Origin of the sequence: uncultured Enterococcus sp., assembly GCF_913775425.1 — a bacterium.
Classification (GTDB): domain Bacteria; phylum Bacillota; class Bacilli; order Lactobacillales; family Enterococcaceae; genus Enterococcus_G.
Genome location: NZ_CAJYIS010000038.1, coordinates 35565 through 54494 on the forward strand (window position 1 = coordinate 35565; position 18930 = coordinate 54494).

General features: G+C 39.9%; 23 protein-coding genes and 1 other RNA gene. 19 read left to right on the top strand and 5 right to left on the bottom strand.

Annotated elements, in window-relative coordinates; translation table 11 throughout:
* Positions 1–91: 91 nt before the first annotated feature.
* The 4 genes from QZ413_RS04050 to QZ413_RS04065 are packed head-to-tail and all read left to right on the top strand — an operon-like array spanning position 92 to position 3741.
* A complete protein-coding gene (locus QZ413_RS04050; protein ID WP_297076702.1) occupies positions 92–778 on the top strand; it encodes a metal-dependent hydrolase in 687 nt (228 codons plus the stop codon).
* Positions 778–2109: a DRTGG domain-containing protein gene (locus QZ413_RS04055; RefSeq protein ID WP_297076704.1), complete on the top strand. Its 1332-nt coding sequence runs from the start codon at positions 778–780 to the stop codon at positions 2107–2109. The genes QZ413_RS04050 and QZ413_RS04055 overlap by 1 nt, the downstream gene beginning before the upstream one ends.
* Positions 2110–2122: 13 nt before the next feature.
* Positions 2123–3076, top strand: a complete 954-nt coding sequence (locus tag QZ413_RS04060; protein ID WP_297076706.1) for a bifunctional oligoribonuclease/PAP phosphatase NrnA — start codon at positions 2123–2125, stop codon at positions 3074–3076.
* A 14-nt stretch (positions 3077–3090) separates the two neighbouring features.
* Complete coding sequence (locus QZ413_RS04065; RefSeq protein ID WP_297076708.1) at positions 3091–3741, top strand: DUF1361 domain-containing protein; 651 nt, start codon at positions 3091–3093, stop codon at positions 3739–3741.
* Positions 3742–3760: 19 nt separating this feature from the next.
* On the opposite strand, the gene dapD is transcribed toward QZ413_RS04065, so the two are convergent.
* From dapD to dapA, 3 genes are read right to left on the bottom strand one after another with little or no spacing between them, the layout of a single operon-like run.
* Positions 3761–4477 carry a 2,3,4,5-tetrahydropyridine-2,6-dicarboxylate N-acetyltransferase gene (dapD, locus tag QZ413_RS04070; RefSeq protein ID WP_297076711.1) on the bottom strand — a complete coding sequence of 239 codons (717 nt, stop codon included), beginning with the start codon at positions 4475–4477 and terminating at the stop codon, positions 3761–3763.
* Positions 4478–4493: 16 nt separating this feature from the next.
* The gene (dapB, locus tag QZ413_RS04075; protein ID WP_297076713.1) at positions 4494–5249 is read right to left on the bottom strand and encodes a 4-hydroxy-tetrahydrodipicolinate reductase; all 756 of its coding nucleotides are present in this window, start codon (positions 5247–5249) and stop codon (positions 4494–4496) included.
* Positions 5250–5259: 10 nt separating this feature from the next.
* On the bottom strand, positions 5260–6141 hold the full coding sequence (gene dapA, locus QZ413_RS04080) for a 4-hydroxy-tetrahydrodipicolinate synthase (RefSeq protein ID WP_297076716.1): 882 nt from the start codon (positions 6139–6141) through the stop codon (positions 5260–5262).
* A 168-nt stretch (positions 6142–6309) separates the two neighbouring features.
* On the opposite strand from dapA, the gene QZ413_RS04085 reads away from it, so the two are divergent.
* The 11 genes from QZ413_RS04085 (at position 6310) to QZ413_RS04135 (ending at position 14931) form a co-directional block, all read left to right on the top strand.
* Positions 6310–7464 (top strand): M20 family metallopeptidase, encoded by a 1155-nt coding sequence (locus tag QZ413_RS04085; RefSeq protein WP_297076719.1) that lies wholly within the window; start codon positions 6310–6312, stop codon positions 7462–7464.
* Entirely contained in the window at positions 7461–8759 is a 1299-nt protein-coding gene (lysA, locus tag QZ413_RS04090) for a diaminopimelate decarboxylase (RefSeq protein WP_297076721.1), read from the top strand. The genes QZ413_RS04085 and lysA overlap by 4 nt, the downstream gene beginning before the upstream one ends.
* A gap of 10 nt (positions 8760–8769) precedes the next feature.
* Positions 8770–9588, top strand: coding sequence for a diaminopimelate epimerase (gene dapF, locus QZ413_RS04095; protein WP_297076724.1), 819 nt, complete (start codon positions 8770–8772; stop codon positions 9586–9588).
* Positions 9589–9671: 83 nt separating this feature from the next.
* The gene (locus QZ413_RS04100; RefSeq protein WP_297076727.1) at positions 9672–10364 is read left to right on the top strand and encodes a zinc metallopeptidase; all 693 of its coding nucleotides are present in this window, start codon (positions 9672–9674) and stop codon (positions 10362–10364) included.
* 78 nt (positions 10365–10442) lie between these two features.
* Complete coding sequence (locus tag QZ413_RS04105) at positions 10443–10757, top strand: hypothetical protein (RefSeq protein ID WP_297076730.1); 315 nt, start codon at positions 10443–10445, stop codon at positions 10755–10757.
* Between the two features lie 53 nt (positions 10758–10810).
* Positions 10811–11335: a tRNA adenosine(34) deaminase TadA gene (tadA, locus tag QZ413_RS04110; RefSeq protein WP_297076733.1), complete on the top strand. Its 525-nt coding sequence runs from the start codon at positions 10811–10813 to the stop codon at positions 11333–11335.
* Positions 11336–11350: 15 nt separating this feature from the next.
* An RNA gene (ffs, locus tag QZ413_RS04115) (signal recognition particle sRNA small type) lies at positions 11351–11435 on the top strand.
* A 113-nt stretch (positions 11436–11548) separates the two neighbouring features.
* Positions 11549–12931, top strand: a complete 1383-nt coding sequence (locus tag QZ413_RS04120; RefSeq protein ID WP_297076736.1) for a bifunctional UDP-sugar hydrolase/5'-nucleotidase — start codon at positions 11549–11551, stop codon at positions 12929–12931.
* Positions 12932–12943: 12 nt separating this feature from the next.
* Positions 12944–13531, top strand: coding sequence for a YutD family protein (locus QZ413_RS04125; RefSeq protein WP_297076738.1), 588 nt, complete (start codon positions 12944–12946; stop codon positions 13529–13531).
* A gap of 3 nt (positions 13532–13534) precedes the next feature.
* Positions 13535–14299 (top strand): TIGR01457 family HAD-type hydrolase, encoded by a 765-nt coding sequence (locus QZ413_RS04130; protein ID WP_297076740.1) that lies wholly within the window; start codon positions 13535–13537, stop codon positions 14297–14299.
* Positions 14299–14931: a TIGR01906 family membrane protein gene (locus QZ413_RS04135; protein ID WP_297076743.1), complete on the top strand. Its 633-nt coding sequence runs from the start codon at positions 14299–14301 to the stop codon at positions 14929–14931. The genes QZ413_RS04130 and QZ413_RS04135 overlap by 1 nt, the downstream gene beginning before the upstream one ends.
* Before the next feature lie 120 nt (positions 14932–15051).
* Here QZ413_RS04135 and QZ413_RS04140 read toward each other — a convergent pair whose 3' ends face one another.
* Positions 15052–15537: a phosphatidylglycerophosphatase A gene (locus QZ413_RS04140; protein ID WP_297076746.1), complete on the bottom strand. Its 486-nt coding sequence runs from the start codon at positions 15535–15537 to the stop codon at positions 15052–15054.
* 86 nt (positions 15538–15623) lie between these two features.
* Between QZ413_RS04140 and QZ413_RS04145 the strand changes: the two genes are divergently transcribed.
* A complete protein-coding gene (locus QZ413_RS04145) occupies positions 15624–15866 on the top strand; it encodes a DUF1450 domain-containing protein (RefSeq protein ID WP_297076749.1) in 243 nt (80 codons plus the stop codon).
* A gap of 174 nt (positions 15867–16040) precedes the next feature.
* Here QZ413_RS04145 and QZ413_RS04150 read toward each other — a convergent pair whose 3' ends face one another.
* Entirely contained in the window at positions 16041–17018 is a 978-nt protein-coding gene (locus QZ413_RS04150; RefSeq protein ID WP_297076751.1) for an NAD(P)/FAD-dependent oxidoreductase, read from the bottom strand.
* A 122-nt stretch (positions 17019–17140) separates the two neighbouring features.
* Here QZ413_RS04150 and QZ413_RS04155 point away from each other — a divergent pair, with 122 nt between their 5' ends.
* The 3 genes from QZ413_RS04155 (at position 17141) to QZ413_RS04165 (ending at position 18594) form a co-directional block, all read left to right on the top strand.
* On the top strand, positions 17141–17728 hold the full coding sequence (locus tag QZ413_RS04155) for a peptidylprolyl isomerase (RefSeq protein ID WP_297076754.1): 588 nt from the start codon (positions 17141–17143) through the stop codon (positions 17726–17728).
* Positions 17729–17835: 107 nt separating this feature from the next.
* Positions 17836–18201 (top strand): CvfD/Ygs/GSP13 family RNA-binding post-transcriptional regulator, encoded by a 366-nt coding sequence (locus QZ413_RS04160; RefSeq protein WP_297076757.1) that lies wholly within the window; start codon positions 17836–17838, stop codon positions 18199–18201.
* Positions 18202–18231: 30 nt separating this feature from the next.
* Positions 18232–18594: a hypothetical protein gene (locus tag QZ413_RS04165; protein WP_297076759.1), complete on the top strand. Its 363-nt coding sequence runs from the start codon at positions 18232–18234 to the stop codon at positions 18592–18594.
* The last annotated feature ends 336 nt before the right edge of the window (positions 18595–18930 follow it).

Consider the following 18930-nt stretch of genomic DNA (forward strand, 5'->3'; position numbering starts at 1 on the left):
TTTTCGTTGCAATGGATCTTGTTGTTCGAAAAATTAAATATCTGTTATAATCTAGACAATTAACTGTAGCAAAAATGGAGGGAAAAACATCATGAACATTACTTATTTAGGACATTCAGCTTTAGCGGTTACTTTAAATGATGGGACCAACTTGATTGTTGATCCTTTTATCAGCGGCAATCCATTAGTCGACGTCGAATTAGATACTTTGCATCCTGACTATATTTTATTGACTCATGGCCATTATGACCATATCGGCGATGCAGTAGAATTGGCAAACGTTAATAACGCTACGATTGTTGGCATGATGGAATTGATGAAGTACATGAAACAAAAAGGCGTTCAACAGACGCACGGTTTGAACTTAGGTGGCGGTCATGATTTTGATTTTGGTCGCATCCAACTAACACCAGCCTTGCATAGTTCTGGACTTGAAGAAGAGGGACAACTGATTTATTTAGGCGAAGCAGCTGGGATTTTGATCAAAGCAGACGGCAAGACGATCTATCATGCTGGAGATACTGCGGATTTTAGTGATTTGGCTTTGATCGGGGAACAACATGAGATCGATTGCGCCTTTTTACCGATTGGGGACAATTTTACCATGGGACCAAAAGAAGCTGCCCGGGCTGCTAAAAGACTACAAGCAAAACGTGTAGTGCCGATTCATTACAATACGTTTCCTGCGATCAAACAAGATCCAGAAGCCTTCGTAGCACAATTAGAAGCACAAAATGGCTATGTAATGCAAATTGGTGAAACGATCGAGGTGTCCTGATGGCGACTAAACATGACTTGATTTTAACGCATATCGAAAGTCTGCCTGTAGGTGAACGCATTTCCGTTCGTCGGATTGCTAAAGATCTATCAGTCAGTGAGGGAACGGCTTATCGCGCAATTAAAGATGCTGAAAATATTGGGTTAGTCTCCACGATTCAACGTGTCGGTACGATTCGGATCGAACGTAAATTAAAGAAAAATATCGAACGCTTGACCTTTGAAGAAGTGGTTCAAATTACGGAAGCTGATATTATTGGTGGGGTAGCGGGTCTTGAAAAACATTTAAATAAATTTGTTATCGGAGCGATGCAAGTCGATGCGATGAAGCGTTACGTCACAAAAGGATCACTGATGATTGTGGGAAATCGAATCAACGCGCAAGAACTAGCGTTAAACCAAGGTGCAGCTGTACTGATTACGGGAGGATTTGATACCACACCTGAAATCGCACGTTTAGCAGATGAACAAGCATTACCAGTTTTACGTACGACATACGATACATTTACTGTAGCGACGATGATCAACCGAGCGTTGAGCGATCAAATGATCAAAAAAGAAATCTTATTGGTTAGTGATATTTATATGCCATTAGAAAAGACGCAGTATCTATCGGTTCAAGATACAGTGGAAGAGTATCACCAGTTGTCACAAGATGGCCATCACTCACGCTTTCCAGTCGTCAATAAAAATATGCGTGTCGTAGGGATTGTGACAGCCAAAGATATTTTAGGAAAAAATCCCCACCAATCCATTGAGCGCTTGATGACCAAAGAACCAAGAATCGTCAAAAAAGAAATGAGTGTAGCTTCTGTCAGTCACCAAATGATTTGGGATGGCTTAGAAGTGATGCCAGTTGTGGCTGACGACTTTACATTACTAGGGATCGTGACGCGGCAAGATATTATGAAAGCGATGCAGTTGATCCAAAGGCAACCGCAAGTTTCAGATACGATCTCAGATCAGATCAATGGTCAAATCCAAGTGGTTGAAATCGATAGTGACAATAAACGGTATGATCAGCCTGAATTTCGGTTTACCGTGACGCCTCAGATGGTTGATGAGATGGGGACGATCTCATTTGGTGTCTTAAGTGAGATCATTGCCAATGCAGCAAAACGTACGATGAAGGCGAATCAACGGAAAAATATTTGGATCGAACAAGTGAACTTGCATTATTTCCGTTTGATCCAACTAGAAAGTGAATTTGTATTGCGACCACAAATTTTAGATCTAGGCCGACGTTCAGCCAAGATCGATATGGAAATCGAAATTGAAAACTCGCTTGTCGCAAAAGCGATGGTCGTCTGCCAAGTGATGGAGCGACCATAAGAAAGGAAGTTGTATGAAACAAGAACAGATTTTAAACCAAATTCAAGCATACGATACCATTATTATCCATCGTCATATGCGACCAGATCCTGATGCGATCGGTTCACAAGTGGGCTTAGCAGAGATTTTGCGCGCCTCTTTTCCAAATAAAACGATTTATCAAGTCGGTGGTCCAGTAGGAGACCTTGATTTTTTGGCAACGATGGATGAAGTAAGCGAGGAACAGTATCAAGAAGCGCTGGTGATTGTAACGGATACCGCAAATGCGCCGCGCATTAGTGACGATCGTTATGATTTAGGAAAAAAACTAATCAAAATCGATCATCACCCAAATGACGAACCTTATGGTGATCTGATGTGGGTAGATCCCAAAGCAAGTAGCTGTAGTGAAATGATCGCATCGTTTTGTTTTGCGCATGACGAATTGCAGATGACAGATAACGCGGCTCGCTTATTGTATGCTGGGATCGTTGGAGATACTGGACGCTTTTTGTATCCAGCTACGACCAAAGCCACATTTGCGATTGCTGGAAAACTACGCTGTTATGACTTTGATGCATCAAAGATCAACCGTACTTTGCAACAAGTTCCACTAAAAGTTGCGCGTCTTTCTGGTTATGTCTATTCGAATTTAGAAGTCGATCAAACTGGTGCAGCAAAAGTTGTTTTAACAAAAGAATTGTTGGAAACCTATCATGTAAGCGATGCTGAGACATCTGGACTTGTGCCTTTACCAGGAGATGTCGAAGAAGTGTTGGCTTGGGCATTGTTTGTCGAACAGCCAGAAGGGTATTATCGCGTACGTATTCGGTCTAAAGGGCCTGTAATCAATGAGATTGCAAAACGTCATCATGGTGGTGGACATCCGCTTGCTAGTGGAGCGAATGCCAAAGATAAAGCTGAGGTCGCTGAAATCTATGGAGAAATTCTAGCAGCATGCACACAGTATCGTAAAGCAGATAAGTAAGGATGTGAACGACAGTGACGAGAAAAAGATGGTGGATTCGTTCGTGTATGGTCGTGTACCTGCTAGTTGTTTCCTATTACTATCTAGAGCGACTGCCGATTCGTTTTTTATTAATTGATAGCATGCTTGCCTATGTACCGCTTGAAATTTATTTTTGGATCAACTGGGCGCAACATAAAAAAAGCAAGGTAGTATTATTTTTACTGTATGTATTGTTTTTACCGAATAATGCTTATTTACTAACGGATTTGATTCATTTAAGTCGGATCGAATTTTATCAGACGTCTAATGTCGTCATGACAGATGCTATTGGGATTTGGGCGATGTACTTTTTAGTCGTGGCAGGGATATTTAGTTTAGTGGCACTGGGATTTCGCAGTATTCGCGGAATTTTTGCGCGCTTGAGCAGACGGTATCACTTGTCACGTCGTCATCAAAAAGGTTATTTACTCGTGATGTTTTTATTGACGAGTGTTGGCGTGTTTTTAGGTCGATTTATTCGCTTGAATAGTGTGACTTTTTTTTCACATCCAATCCAAGTATTACACACATTAAAAGAATTATTGACTATTCGCGCCTTGTTTTTTGTCGTGATGTTTACATGTCTACAAGTGATTCTTTATTATTGGACGGCCTATCAAAGAAAAACCAGCGAAGTCGATTGACTTTGCTGGTTTTTTTGATTTATTTACGTAAATCGTCTAAGAATTCTGTTTTAGCTGTAGTTTTTTCATCTTTCATCTTGATGATTTTTGCAGGTGATCCGGCCACGACCGCACCAGCTGGAACATCTTCGGTTACGATAGCGCCGGCGGCCACGACGGCCCCTTCACCGATCCGTACGCCTTCTAATACAACAGCATTTGCTCCGACTAATACATGATCTTCGACGATCACGGGGCTTGCTGAAGGTGGCTCTAGAACACCGGCCAAGACGGCTCCAGCTCCGATATGTGCGCGTTTTCCGACTGTAGCACGTGCGCCTAAGATAGCCCCCATGTCAATCATCGTTTCTTCACCGATCACCGCACCGATATTGATGACTGCTCCCATCATGATCACGGCATTTTTTCCAATGATTGCTTGGTCACGGATAAACGCACCAGGTTCGATTCGTGCATCGACTTTGGTAATATCTAGCATGGGAACAGCTGAATTACGACGGTCGTTTTCTAAGTAATAGTCCGTAATCTCAGCTTCATGTTCAGCTAAGAAGCTCTCGATATCTTCAGCATCGCCGATCGCTAAATGAAATGCATCTTCACCGAATAATTGAAGATTACTTGGTTTTTCAGTAAGGGTTAATACTCCGGAGATATAGGCTTTAACCGGTGTTTTTTTGGTAGATTGTTGGATAAATTTGGCTAATGCATACGCATCTGTAAATTGTAAATCTGACATAAAGTCACCTCTTTAATTAATTTTTGGTAATTAGTTCTGCCATCGAGTAGCGACCAGGAGCTTGCGTCGCTAAAAATTGTGCAGCTTTGATAGCACCGTTGGCAAAAATATCTCGTGATAATGCGGTATGTTTCAATTCGATCAATTCGTCAAGTCCAGCATATAATACAGTATGTTCACCAGGGATCGTTCCTCCACGGACTGCATGGATTCCTAATTCTGTACGAGGGTTCTCATTTTCGTTACCTGATCGGCCGTAAACATAGGTCTTTTTCTGGCGACACGTTTCATTGATCGAGTCAGCTAGTAGTAAAGCTGTTCCGCTAGGCGCATCTTTTTTTTGATTATGATGTTTTTCGATGATCTCAATATCAAAATCCGCTTCTAATGTAGGAGTGATCGTTTTTAATGCTTGGATCAAGACATTGATTCCTAAAGACATATTGGCTGAATAAAAAACCGGAATGTCAGTTGCTGCTTGATCAAGTAAGGCGAAATGATCTTCTGATAGACCGGTCGTTGCGACGACGATCGGCAATTTTTTTTGAACACTTGTCGCTAATAATGTCTCGACATTACTATAATGGGAAAAATCAATAATAACATCCGCTTGTTCATTGACTTCTTCTAATGAGTTGTAGAGTGGAAAGGGAGTGTCCGCTTGATGGCGATCGATCCCGGCCACGATCTGTAGCTGTTCATGTTGTGATACGATCTCTTGGATCACACGACCCATTCGACCATTGGCACCACTTAAAATAATCGATAACATGTGCGTCCTCCTATAAAATGTTGTAAGCAGTCATTTCTTTTTGTAAACGTTCGATTGTCGCTTTTTCTGGTTGACCAAGAGGCAAACGATACGTCATTTGGCATTTATCCATCAATGCGACAGCTGCTTTGACTGGTACGGGATTGACTTCAGCAAATAGCGCATCGATCAGTGGTTTTTGTGCCAGTTGCATATCTTTTGCTTTCGTCAGGTCGCCATCTAGATAAGCATGGACCATTTCTGACGTTTGGGCAGGTGCAACATTGCTGATTGTAGAAATTACACCTTTTCCGCCAACGGACAAGAAAGGTAAGACTTGATCATCATTTCCTGAATAAAGCGCAAAGTGTTCATCGACTTCACGTGCGATAGACACAACTTGGGAGATATCGCCACTGGCTTCTTTGATCCCAACAATATTTGGGATCTTTTTCAATTCTTTAACTGCATCGACATCCAAGTTCATCCCAGTGCGTGAATGAACAGAGTAAAGTAAAATCGGTAGCTCAACACTTTCCGCAATCGCTTTATAATGCGCTACTAAACTCGTTTTTGTTGCTTTATTGTAATAAGGAGTAACAACTAATAAACCGTCAGCACCTACGCGTTGCGCTTCTTTTGACAGATGGATTCCGTGTTGTGTGTTATTTGAGCCCGTCCCACCAATGACTGGTACTCGACCATTTGCTTGTTTTACTACTGCCTCGATGACTGCGATATGTTCTTCATCAATTAATGTCGACGCTTCACCTGTCGTTCCACAGGCGACGATTGCATCGATTCCTGATTGGATTTGCCATTCGACTAATTCAGTTAAACTCTTATAATCAACGCTTCCGTCTTCATACATGGGGGTGATCAGTGCGACAGCCGCACCTTCAAAAATTGTCATATGTACACATCCTATTCCACTCTTTATTGTTATTTTCCATTTTTGTATAAAAAATCAAAAATAATGATAGATTATTGGAATTATAACCTGTATTATGAGAAAATATCAATGATTAAACGAAAAAACAACGAGAATACTATGAGAAATTCGGATTTAAGGAGAAAATAGATGAAAATTAGCCCAGAAGTTCAAGCGTTGGCTCCGATGATTCAACATTGGCGTCGCGAATTACACCAAATTCCTGAATTAGGACTCAAAGAATATCAAACAAGTGCTTATTTGAAAAAACAGCTTATTGAAATGGGCGTAACAGAAATTCACACGCGACTAGATACAGCATTAGTTGCCGTATTCCGCTCAGAAAAACCTGGAAAAACGCTAGCCTTTCGGACGGATATCGATGCATTACCAGTAACAGAAGAAACTGGAGCTGAATTTGCATCAAAAACACCAGGGAAAATGCATGCATGTGGTCACGATGGGCACATGGCGACGATGTTAGGATTTGCCAAGTATTTGACCTTGCATCCTGAAGTGATCAAAGGGACGATCGTTTTGTTGTTCCAGCCCGCTGAAGAAGGACCTGGTGGCGCCCAATTGTTGATCGAAGACGGCGTATTGACAGAATTTGGCGTAGAACAAATCGTAGGACTACATGTCTTTCCTGAATTTGAAGAAGGAGTCATTGCGTGCAAACCTCATGCGATGATGGCTCGTAATGGTGAAATCCAATTGATTGTCAAAGGACAAAGCGCACACGGTGCACAACCGCAACAAGGTGCAGATGCAATCTTAGCAACTTCTGCAATCATTCAAGGGATCCATACGATTCTTGCACGCAATGTAAGTCCGATGGAAGCTGGTGTTATCACATTTGGTAAGATTACAGGTGGGGAAGCGATGAATATCATCCCTGGGAAAGTCGTCGTAGAAGGGACGATGCGTGCATTTAGCGATAGCGTCTATGACCAAATGACGACACGGATCACACAACTAGCGACCCAAATCGCCTTAGGATATGGGTGTGAATGTGAAGTGATCTTTAATCATATGTATCGAGTAGTCGATAACGATGAGGCAATGGTAGAAGCCTTAAAATCAGTGGCCAAAGAAGCGTATCGCGAAACACCACCGTATATGTTAGCTGAAGATTTTTCGATGTATCAAACCCAAATTCCAGGATTATTCTTTTTTGTCGGCATTCGCAATGAAGAATTAGGATATACGTGGCCATTACATAGTGGCAAAATGAATTTTAATGAAGAAAATCTATTAGGTGGCGTCGAGTGTTATGTCGGCTTGATTGCTGCATTAAATCAATGAGGAGTAAACTTATGAGCGAACATTTTATTTTTGATGGCTGTGATACAGTCGAATTAGCCAAAACTTATCAAACCCCATTATACGTTTTTTCTGAAACAAAAATCATTGAAGCGTGTCGTGAATTACGTGAAGATTTTGTGGAAAAATATGAGCGAGTCCGTGTAGCTTATGCATCAAAAGCCTTTAATACATTGGCGATGTTACGATTAGTCGAGCGCGAGGGCTTGTGTCTAGATGTCGTGAGCGGCGGGGAATTGTATACTGCGATCAAAGCAGACTTTGAAGCAGAAAAAATCGAATTCAATGGAAATAATAAATCGATTGAAGAGTTAGAAATGGCATTAGATTATGGCGTCGGTCGGATTATTGTAGATGGGTTACAAGAATTACAGTTGATCCAAGCCTTATGTAAAGAAAAACAAACAACCGCAAAGATCTTATTTCGAATCACACCAGAAATCAGTGTTCATACACATGAATATATCTCAACTGGCCAAAAAGATTCTAAATTTGGGATTCCACTAGATGAAACGATTTTACTGCCCTTGATCAAAGAAGCTATCGATGCGCCAGAGATCGATTTTTACGGTATCCATTTTCATATTGGTAGCCAGCTTGCTGAAAATCAAACGCATTTAGCTGCGGCACAAGTCGCGCTTGATTTAGTGAAAAAAATCCATGATACACTAGGCTATACGGTAAAAGAATTGAATTACGGTGGGGGATTTGGCGTACGCTATACAAAAGACGATATTCGGCAGCCGTTTTCTTACTTTTTAGATCCATTGATGGAAAAAACGATTGCCTTTTGTCAGCAACACAACTTATATCGTCCAACGATCGTAATCGAACCCGGTCGCAGCATCGTAGCTGAAGCAGGCATTAGTTTGCATACGATCGGTGCAATTAAGACTCTTCCAGGCATTCGGACTTATGCTTCGATTGATGGTGGGATGACAGATAACATTAGACCAGGTCTGTATCATGCACAATACGAAGGCTGTATTGCCAATAAATACCAACAACCAGCAAGTGAAGTGGTGACGATTTCAGGGAAAATCTGTGAAAGTACGGATATCTTGATGAAAGACGTCCAGTTACCACCTGTTGAGACAGGAGATATTTTTGCGACATTTACTACTGGTGCTTACGGGTATTCTATGGCAAGCAACTACAATAAAATTCAGATTCCAGCAGCAGTATTTGTCAAAGAAGGGCGAGCTGCACTTGTAGTCGAACGTCAAAGTTATGCACAAGTGATCCAAAATGAGCGCATCCCGAGCCATTTACAATAAGGAGGATAAGATGAACATCCCATTTGAGAAATATCAAGGTACCGGTAATGATTTCATTATTTTAAATAATATTGATTTAGGCTATACCTATGAACAACTAGTAGCAATCACAAAACAAGTCTGTCAACGTCGTGTGTCTGTAGGATCTGACGCAGTGATGGTTGTCGATCACGCACAACACGGTGGCGATTTTCGCATGATCTTTTTTAATGCAGATGGAACAGAAGCGGAGATGTGTGGGAATGGAGCTCGTTGTTTGGCGCGCTACGCTTATGAACATCGATTAGCGAAAGCTACTATGGTCATTGAAACGGTCGCCGGTGATGTGCCCGCTATTCGGATCGATGAGCGAACGTATCAAGTACAGTTGAATACAGCAACAAAAGAAGTCTACGATTGGGAGTTTCCTGAAGTATCAGAGCTTTCGTATGTCGAATTAGGAAATCCCGGACTTCCGCATGTAGTTGTCGAGTTTGATCGATTACAAGATACACCATTAGAAGAGTTACTTCCACTTGCACAAACATTACGTCACTGGTCACGACTAGAAAAAGGGGCCAATGTGAATTTTTATCAACAATTGGCAAATGGCAATGTTTTGATTCGTACCTTTGAACGCGGTGTAGAAGGCTTTACGCTAGCTTGTGGTACAGGATCAGGTGCTACGGCATTAACGTTGATCAAGCGTAAAAAAGTAAAAGGAATCGTGACTTTAGAAACACTAGGTGGATTGTTGCAAGTAGAAGTGTTAGGCGATGAGCTCTTTTTACGTGGTGAAACAACACGAGTCGTTTCAGGTGATATTTGTGATGAAGATCTAAATGTCTAAAAATTTCCTTAGGTAGTCTGAAAACGTACGCGAAATAGTCAAGTCATGCTAAAATAAAGAAAACAAATAAGGAGAGAGATGCCATGATTTATTGGTTAGACAATTGGTTTACACTATCTTTAGTCTTTATTGGGATGACGATTTCGTTGGCTTCGTCCGCCTATGTCAATAGTACGTTTCGTAAATATGATAAGATCAAAAGCCAGCATCAAGTTACTGGGACAGACGCTGCCGAGTATATCTTGCAAAATCAACAGATTCATAACGTCGGTGTCCAAAGTATTGCCGGCGATTTGACAGATAATTACAATTCGGGAAATAAAATACTCAGTTTATCTCAATCGACTGCACGATCGACCTCTGTCGCAGCAATCGGGGTTGCCGCACATGAATGCGGACATGCAGTTCAAGATGCAGTAGATTACAAACCGATGCGAATTCGAGCAGCAATCGTACCAGCCGCTAACTTAGGATCGACGATATCGATTCCGATGATCATGTTCGGCCTGATTTTTAGTTTTCCTTTATTGATCAATTTAGGGATCGTTGCTTTTTCGATGGCCTTTTTATTTCAAGTGGTGACGTTGCCTGTCGAGTTTGATGCTTCAAGACGTGCCTTGAAAATTTTAGGTGAAGGTGGCTTGTTGACTAAAGAAGAATTGCCGATGGCACGTAAAGTGTTGTTTGCTGCCGCATTGACGTACGTCGCAGCAGCGATCACAACCCTACTGCAATTGATTCGTTTGATTATGATCGCAAACAACCGTCGCAACTGATCGAAATAGTAGGGCTTTTTTGTTATTCGTGTTATGATTGAGATAGAAATAAGCGCAAAAACAGAGAGGATGAACAAGATGAAAGCAGCAACTAAAGTATCTTTAGGCTTAGGGCTTGTGGCAATCGCTGGGGTAGCTACTGCAGCAATTGCTTCAGAAAAACTACTAACGAAAGGTCGTTATATGACCAATCGGTGCAAAGTGAAAAAATTTGTTTCAGATAAATTTGGCGGTAATGAAACATTATTGAATGTTGTCGACAAATTAGACGATGAAGAATTAGATTATGTGATGCAATTAAGTAAAAAAGTAAAATCTGGTAAAAAAGAAGCAGCTGCACATGCAGAAGATGCGAAAGAGAAATTACAAGATTTTTTTAATCAAATCTTTTAAGATAACTGAGGTGCAGACATGCACCTCAGTTTTTTAGGTATAGGAGTGTATCAATGGAAAAAAGCAGTACATTAACCCAAACACAAAAAGAGCACTTTATGCAAGAAGCTTTGTTAGAAGCTAAAAAAGCACAACAACTACATGAGGTGCCAATCGGAGCCGTCGTCGTTTTAGATCAAGAAGTCATTGGTCGGGGACACAACTTGCGAGAAACGACACAAAATGCCACGATGCATGCAGAAATGATCGCGATCGCACAAGCTTGTGAAGCGGTCGGGAGCTGGCGTTTAGAAAAAGCGCAGTTATTTGTGACACTAGAACCTTGTCCAATGTGTGCTGGTGCAACGATGCTGGCTCGAGTAGAAGAGATCTATTTTGGCGCATTTGATCCTAAAGGCGGTGCTAGTGGTAGTTTATTAAATTTATCGATAGACGAACGGTTCAATCACTGGAGCTATGTGGAAGCAGGGATTTTAGGTGAAACGTGTAGTGCATTATTGACTGACTTTTTTCGAGAATTACGGCAACGTAAAAAAAAGCTAAAAAAGACTAGTAATTCGACAGAGCTTCCGTTATAATAAGTAGTGCCGAAAGGCTAGGACAATGGAGGCCTTGTGAATTGTGTCAGGTCTGGAAGGAAGCAGCACTAAGCAGGTGTCTTCATGTGTCTGATTACATAACGAAAAACTGGGAGCAATCATCCGATTGTTCTCAGTTTTTTTATTCTTTTGACTTTGCGAGGAACATGTGACAAAATTTAGGCAGTATGAATTAGAAAGTAGGCGAAGAACATGCCTGATAAATTAAGGATTATCCACACCAATGATCTTCATTCTCACTTTGAGAATTGGCCTAAAATAAAACGATTCATTCAAAAAAAACAAGAAACACAAGCAAACGAAGCCGTTTTGACAGTTGACTTAGGTGATTTTTTAGATCGGTGGCACCCTTTAACCGAAGCGACTGATGGAAAAGCCAATATTGAGTTGATGAATGAGATACACTATGATGCGATCACTTTGGGAAATAATGAGGGAATTGGCAATAGTCACGATGTGTTAGATCATTTATACGATCAAGCTAATTTTCCAGTCGTATTAGCAAATTTGATCGATCAGCAGACAAAAAAACGACCAAGTTGGGTCAAACCTTATTTGATGATCTCAACGAATATTGGGATCACTGTTGGTGTAATCGGGGTGACTGCGCCGTTTCCATTGACGTATCAGCCAAATGGTTGGGACGTACTTGATCCAATCGAAACATTGAGAAAATGTATTCCCGAAATTTCAGAACAAGCTGACTATGTTGTGTTATTGAGTCATTTAGGGATTGAAGCAGATGATCAGATTGCACACGAATTTGAGCAAATCGATCTGATTTTGGGTTCTCATACCCATCACTTATTTAAAGAAGGAAAAAAGATCAAACAGACACAACTAGCCGCGGCAGGAAAATTTGGCTATTATGTAGGTGAAGTTGAGGTCACATTTGCTGATAACAAGCAAAAATTATCTTCTAAGGCGACCACGTTTTTAACGGAATCACTTGTAGAACAATCAGAAGATCAAATCCAGATCAACTCTTGGTTTGACCAAGGCGTTCAATTGCTTGAACAAGAGGTGGTTGCTGATTTACCGTTTCCATTAACTCGTGAAAAAGGCGAGCATCTCATTTATCCATATGCACTACAAGCAATGGCACAGCGTGGTGATACGGCGATCAGTTTAGTCAATTCAGGGTTGTTTTTGGACGATTTACCTCAAGGATTGATTACAAAAGCTGACCTTCACCGCATTTTGCCTCATCCAATGCGTTTGATTCGTGTCACATTAAGCGGAAGTGATGTGGTCCGTCTTGTCCGTGAAATCGAGAAAAATCGTTTGTTTTTAAAACACTATCCAATCAAAGGTATGGGCTTTCGTGGCAAACTGTTTGGTGAGGTTCACTATTTAGGGCTCGATTATGATGCGAATACACAAGAAGTATCGATCGATCAACACCCAATCGATCCTAATAAACGTTATACACTGACTACGGTAGATCATTTTATGTTCATTCCGTTTTTTCCAACGATTGAATTGGCAGGTGAAGTGACCTTTTTATTCCCTGAATTTTTACGTACTGTAGTTGCCAATGGGTTATCGTGCTATTTTCCAATCGACAAAAGCTAAAGAGGTGAGAGAATGTCAGAAGAAAATCAATTAACAGAAGAATTAACAGCGATTTTAGAAGAAATTGTTGAAGAGCCAGTTGAAGAACAAAAAACAGCTAAAGGAACGACCTTTGAACGTGTCAATGAAACGGATATTTTACTATCCGGCAGATTATATCGCGTCGTAGTTGATTACCGTGAAGCATTTGATTTAGAAAAAGCAGCCAATCGTTATAGTGAAGTGCTATCGCGATATGATTTTATCGTCGGAGATTGGGGATATGACCAATTGCGCTTAAAAGGCTTTTTCGACACAAACAATAAGCGGGCACTTCCAGATCAACGAATCGATACACTAGAAGATTATTTGTATGAATATTGTAATTTTGGTTGCGCCTATTTTGTGTTAGAGCGAGTTGGCCATCGCAAACATAAAACCAATACGAAAAAAACAAAGAAAAAACAAACAAAAAATCAAGCGCATGTTGCTGAAAAAAAAGGTCCTGTCAAAAAAACAACAAAAACCAAAACGACGACTAAGGCGCAAGTGAGAACGAAAACAACGACATCTGAAAAAACGAATACGAAAAAATTTACGATTCGAAAAAGAGAGGAGTAGCATATGCGATATAAAGGATATTTAATCGATTTAGATGGGACGATTTATTTAGGGAAAGAGCCGATTTCAGCTGGCAAGCGATTTATTGAACGGTTGCAAGCAACGAATACGCCATTTTTATTTGTCACAAACAATACAACCAAAACTCCAGAAACTGTTGCAGCCCGATTAGCAAATGAATTTGATATCCACGTAGCGAGTGATTTGGTTTATACTGCAACTTTAGCGACGATTGATTTTATGAACGAACAAGACAAACCTAAAACAGCATACGTTATTGGAGAATCTGGTTTAAAAGAAGCGATTATAAAAGCCGGATATGCAATAGAAGAAAAGACCCCTTCTTTTGTTGTCGTCGGATTAGACGCGCAAGTGACGTATGCTCAACTAGCTACTGCTGTATTGGCGATCCAAAATGGGGCAGTCTTCATTGGAACCAATCCTGATAAAAATATTCCGACTGAACAAGGCTTAATGCCAGGAGCAGGCGCATTGATTTCATTTGTAGAAACGGCGACACAAACCAAACCGATCTTTATTGGAAAACCAGAAGCCATCATTATGGAAAAAGCTTTGGCTCGATTAGGCTGTCTCCCAAGTGAAGCTTTGATGGTAGGCGATAATTATGAAACCGATATTCGAGCAGGTTTAGACAATGGAGTGGACACGTTGCTTGTTTTATCTGGATTCACACCAAAAGCAGCTGTGCCAACCTTGCCTTTAGCACCTACCTATGTAATGGATTCATTAGACGAGTGGAACGTGTGATGAAACGTGTAGTACGGTTTTTTCAGTGGGTTTCCTTGTATTTGACGTTGGTATCGACTGCGATTTTAATTACGATCAATAGCACATGGTTGTATCGAATCACAATCGACCGTGAACACTTGACGACTGTCACGACACTCTCTAAAGCTGAATTGCTTCAAGAGTATCATCAGTTGTTGGCCTATCTCAATTTCCCATGGGTACGCACCCTGTCGCTTGCTTCTTTTCCAATGTCTGAAAGTGGCTTGCAACATTTTGTTGATGTGAAGCAACTCTTTTTTGTGAATCATCTTGTATTTATTATCACGCTTGTTCCGACGTTTTGGTTTGTTTATCAGTTGGTTCGAACGCGTTCCGAATGGCAGTTTATCCGCCCCATGCAAGTTGCGATGGTGATTCCTTTTGTCATTGCTTGTTTGATGATTGCGGGATTTGATCGCTTTTTTATTACGTTTCATGAACTATTGTTTCGTAATGCCGATTGGGTCTTTGATCCAAGAACCGATCCGATTATCAATGTATTACCAGAGACCTTCTTTTTTGCTTGTTTTGTCTTATTTTTCGTTTGTTTAGAAGGGTTCTTTTTACTCTTTTATCTTTTTGGACGCTGGTCAGTACAGCGAAAACGTTAAAATAGGGTGTAGCAAAAGTTGGCATCCCTTTAAAAATTAAAAATAAGCCGAGTTATTACTGAAAAATGTGAAAACATTCTCGATAATGATTCGGCTTGTTTTTTTGAACTGCTTGCTTTTTTACGGCTGCTGATGGGCTAATCGACTAGCAGCAGCTGCGGCAATCGCGCCTACGATATCGTCTAAAAAGGTGTGGACATGTGGTTGTGTATGATCGTTTAGTTTTGCTAGAATACCAGGTTTGACTTTATCGATGTAGCCATAGTTGGTAAAACCAATCGATCCATAGACATTCACGATGGCAAAAGCTAAAATTTCATCGATACCATATAGCCCTTCATCTTGCGCGATGATATCTTGTAAAGGAGCCATCAATTGTTTGTTTTCAGCGAAGATATCAAGTTGGATTCCTGTTAAGATGGCATTTTGGACTTCACGTTTACTCAAAACAGCATCTACGCTTAACATGCACATTTCTAAGGATAGATCATTAATATAAGCTTCTTGTAAAAAGAAAACGAGTTCAGCGATATCTTTGACGTGGACACCGCGTTCGATTAATAATGCTCTGGCTTTTTCTTCTAATTGACTTTGGGTGATGGTCATTTGTCTCATCCTCTCAAATTTTCGAATCTTTCTTTTCTTCATGGTATACTACTTTTGAAAAACCTTCAAAGAATTGTGGTGAAAAAATGTTACCTTTAGTAGAATTTTGTGAATCAAATATAAATCAGGGCAATCATTTAGCTGTGGAGGCATTAGAGTTAAGAGATGATGTTGAAGTAATGACGTATGGTTGTATGAGCGAATGCAGTATTTGTGCACAAGTCTTTTTTTGTATGTTCGAAGGCGAACGGATCAGTGCGGCAACACCTGCAGCGTTATTAGAAAAAATAGAGCAAGCAATTGTTGAATGGCATGCAGAATTTTTATAACACAATAGAGGGCGTGAGAGAAGTCTGTCACATCCTCTAAAAAAAGATAATTGTTGTTCCAGAAAAGACTCTTTAAAAAAATAAGCCGAATCATTACCGAAATAGGTGGACTATTATCGAAAATGATTCGGCTTATTTCTCGGAGCTATTTACTTTTACTGCAGCCTAATTATTTTATTTTTGAAATAAACTTGTACTGTGCATTGGCTGCGTTCGATTTTTAGGGTCGATATAATGTAACGCATTATTGACAGCAGTAGGTGCTTCACCAAAGCCAGTGGCAATTAATTTCACTTTTCCGTCATATATGGATACATCACCACAAGCATATACACCGGGAAGTGATGTTTGCATATCAGAAGAGACCGTGATTCCTTGGCGTGTACTATTCATGCCCCAGTTTTTGACATTTAACGAAGAACTAAAACCGTAGTTTACGATCAAATGATCGACTTCAAGTGCAATCGTTTCGTCACCTTTGACCTCTGAAAGTCCAATCGATTCCAACCGACGATTTCCCGATACGCTTTCTAAAATGTATGGTGTAAGCAGATGGACGTTAGACTTCATCAGTTGGGAAACACTATGTTCATGCGCACGAAATTCTTTTCGACGATGGATCAGATAGACGGAAGCTGCGATCGGTTCCAACATTAATGCCCAATCGATCGCTGAATCGCCACCACCGGCAATCGCCACTTTTTTTCCAGCATATTTCATGATATCTGGGACATAATAATCGATCCCTAGATTTTCAAAGTCTTCGGCATGAGGTAAACTTAGTTTTCGAGGTTGGAAAGAACCGTTACCTAAAGCCAAAATGACTGCTTTTGAATAGTGTGTCGTTTTATTCGTTGTAATTTCGATATAGTCTTCCTCTTTAGTAAGTTGAAGGACTTCTTCTTCTAGACAATACGTTTGATTGAACGTTTGGAGTTGTTTTTCTAAATTTTGCACTAATTCGCCAGCTTTGACTTTGGGAAATCCAGGAATATCATAAATATATTTTTCTGGATAAAGTGTCGCAAGCTGCCCTCCTAGTTGAGGTAATGTATCGATAATTTTTGTTTTTGCATTTCGCATTCCAGCATAAAATGCAGCAAACATGCCGACAGGTCCAGCACCAACGATTGTTAAATCGTAAATTTCCATAAAATGGATCAAACTCCTTTCAGTTACAATAATTGGATTATAACAAAGAATTTCATTAGTGGCATTTTTTTCGTTTTCTGATATGATAGAAGCATATTTGAAATTTCAAGGAGGCAACAATTTTGGCACAATTCCCACAGTTACATTTAGCAGAACAAACTGGACCAAAAGCTACAGTTCATACAAACAAAGGAGATATTACGATTCAACTATTTCCTGAACTTGCACCAAAAACGGTAAAAAACTTTATTGAGTTAGCAAAGAAAGGATTTTATGATGGCGTTATTTTCCATCGTGTTATTCCTGATTTTATGATTCAAGGTGGCGATCCAACTGGAACAGGTATGGGTGGCGAGAGTATTTATGGTGAAAAATTTGAAGATGAGTTTACACCAGAACTATTTAACTTGCGCGGGGCGTTATCAATGGCAAACGCAGGACCAAATACAAATGGTAGCCAATTCTTTGTTGTTAGCAACAAATCTGTTCCTTCAAATATGATGAGTCAAATGGAAAATGCTGGATATCCAGCTGAAGTAGTTGAAGCTTACCAAAATGGTGGTACACCTTGGTTAGATTTCCGTCATACTGTATTTGGCCATGTGATCGACGGTATGGATACTGTTGAAGCAATCGAAGGCGTTCAGCGTGGCCCTCAAGATCGTCCAGTCTACGATGTGGTGATCGAAGGCATAGAAATCAGCGAGTAATCTAAAGTATTTTCTTAATTGAGAAAGTAAACGTCAAATTTTCATCGACGTTTACTTTTTTTTTTCATATTATGCGGTATAATATAAAACGATAACGAGGTGAGACGATGACATATAAAATTGGTCAAGTTGTTAATGGGAAAATAACTGGAATTCAGCCTTATGGTGCATTTGTGGCATTAGATGATCAAACGCAAGGGTTGATTCATGTTTCAGAGATTCAATCAGGATTTACTAAAAACATTCACGAAGTATTACAAGTTGGAGACGAAGTAAGAGTACAAGTGATTGATATTGATTTTTATACAAAAAAAATCAGCTTATCAAGACGGACGTTAGAAGAGCAATTCGTACAAGTGCTGAATCGTCGCAAACGATACTTTACCAATAAAAATAAAAAAATTGGATTTTACTCAATCGAGATGACTTTGCCAATCTGGATTGACGAAGCATTAGAAATGTTAGAAGAATAGGAACTAAACCGTAGAGATGGAGTGGATTAGATGTCAGAAAAAATTATTGCCGGTACCATTATGTTAACAATGTCCGATGGAACGAAAAAATTTTTAGTCAATAAATGTCAAAATGAACAACATTTAGTTTCCGCAATTGCCCAGCCAGAAAAGACTGGACTTGCAAGTATCTTAGAACGGTTAAAACAAGAAGTTCAATTGGATGTTACGCATTTAGCCCTATTAGAATTAACTAATGGTGTAATCAAAGGACAAAGCGTACCCTTATTTGTATTTGAAGCAACACAAGAACACGTTGACATGCAATTACCGCTTGATTATGTTTGGGAAGATTTCAAACATTTTCAACGTATCGTACAAAAATTTAATATTGAAGGTATGCCTTCTTTTTGATAGATAACCTATCAAGAAAAAGAATAACAATTGGAAACTAACTGAGGAACCATTTTTTATTCTATGAAAACGAAAAAAACTATTGACGCATCATATAAAAGTTGATATGATAATCAAGTCGTTAAGATAGTGTAATTTAATTTTTCAAAAAAATTAAAAAAGACTTGACATAATATAACAGCTTATGTTAAATTATAAAAGTTGCTAAGGCGACAGATTAGACCTTTGAAAACTGAACAAAGCAAGCAAACGAACCAATAGTGTAAGGTGTTTCTATTTAATAGAAGCAAAACAAAACAGCAAGCAGTAATGCGAGCAAAGTCAATTAAGAGCTTA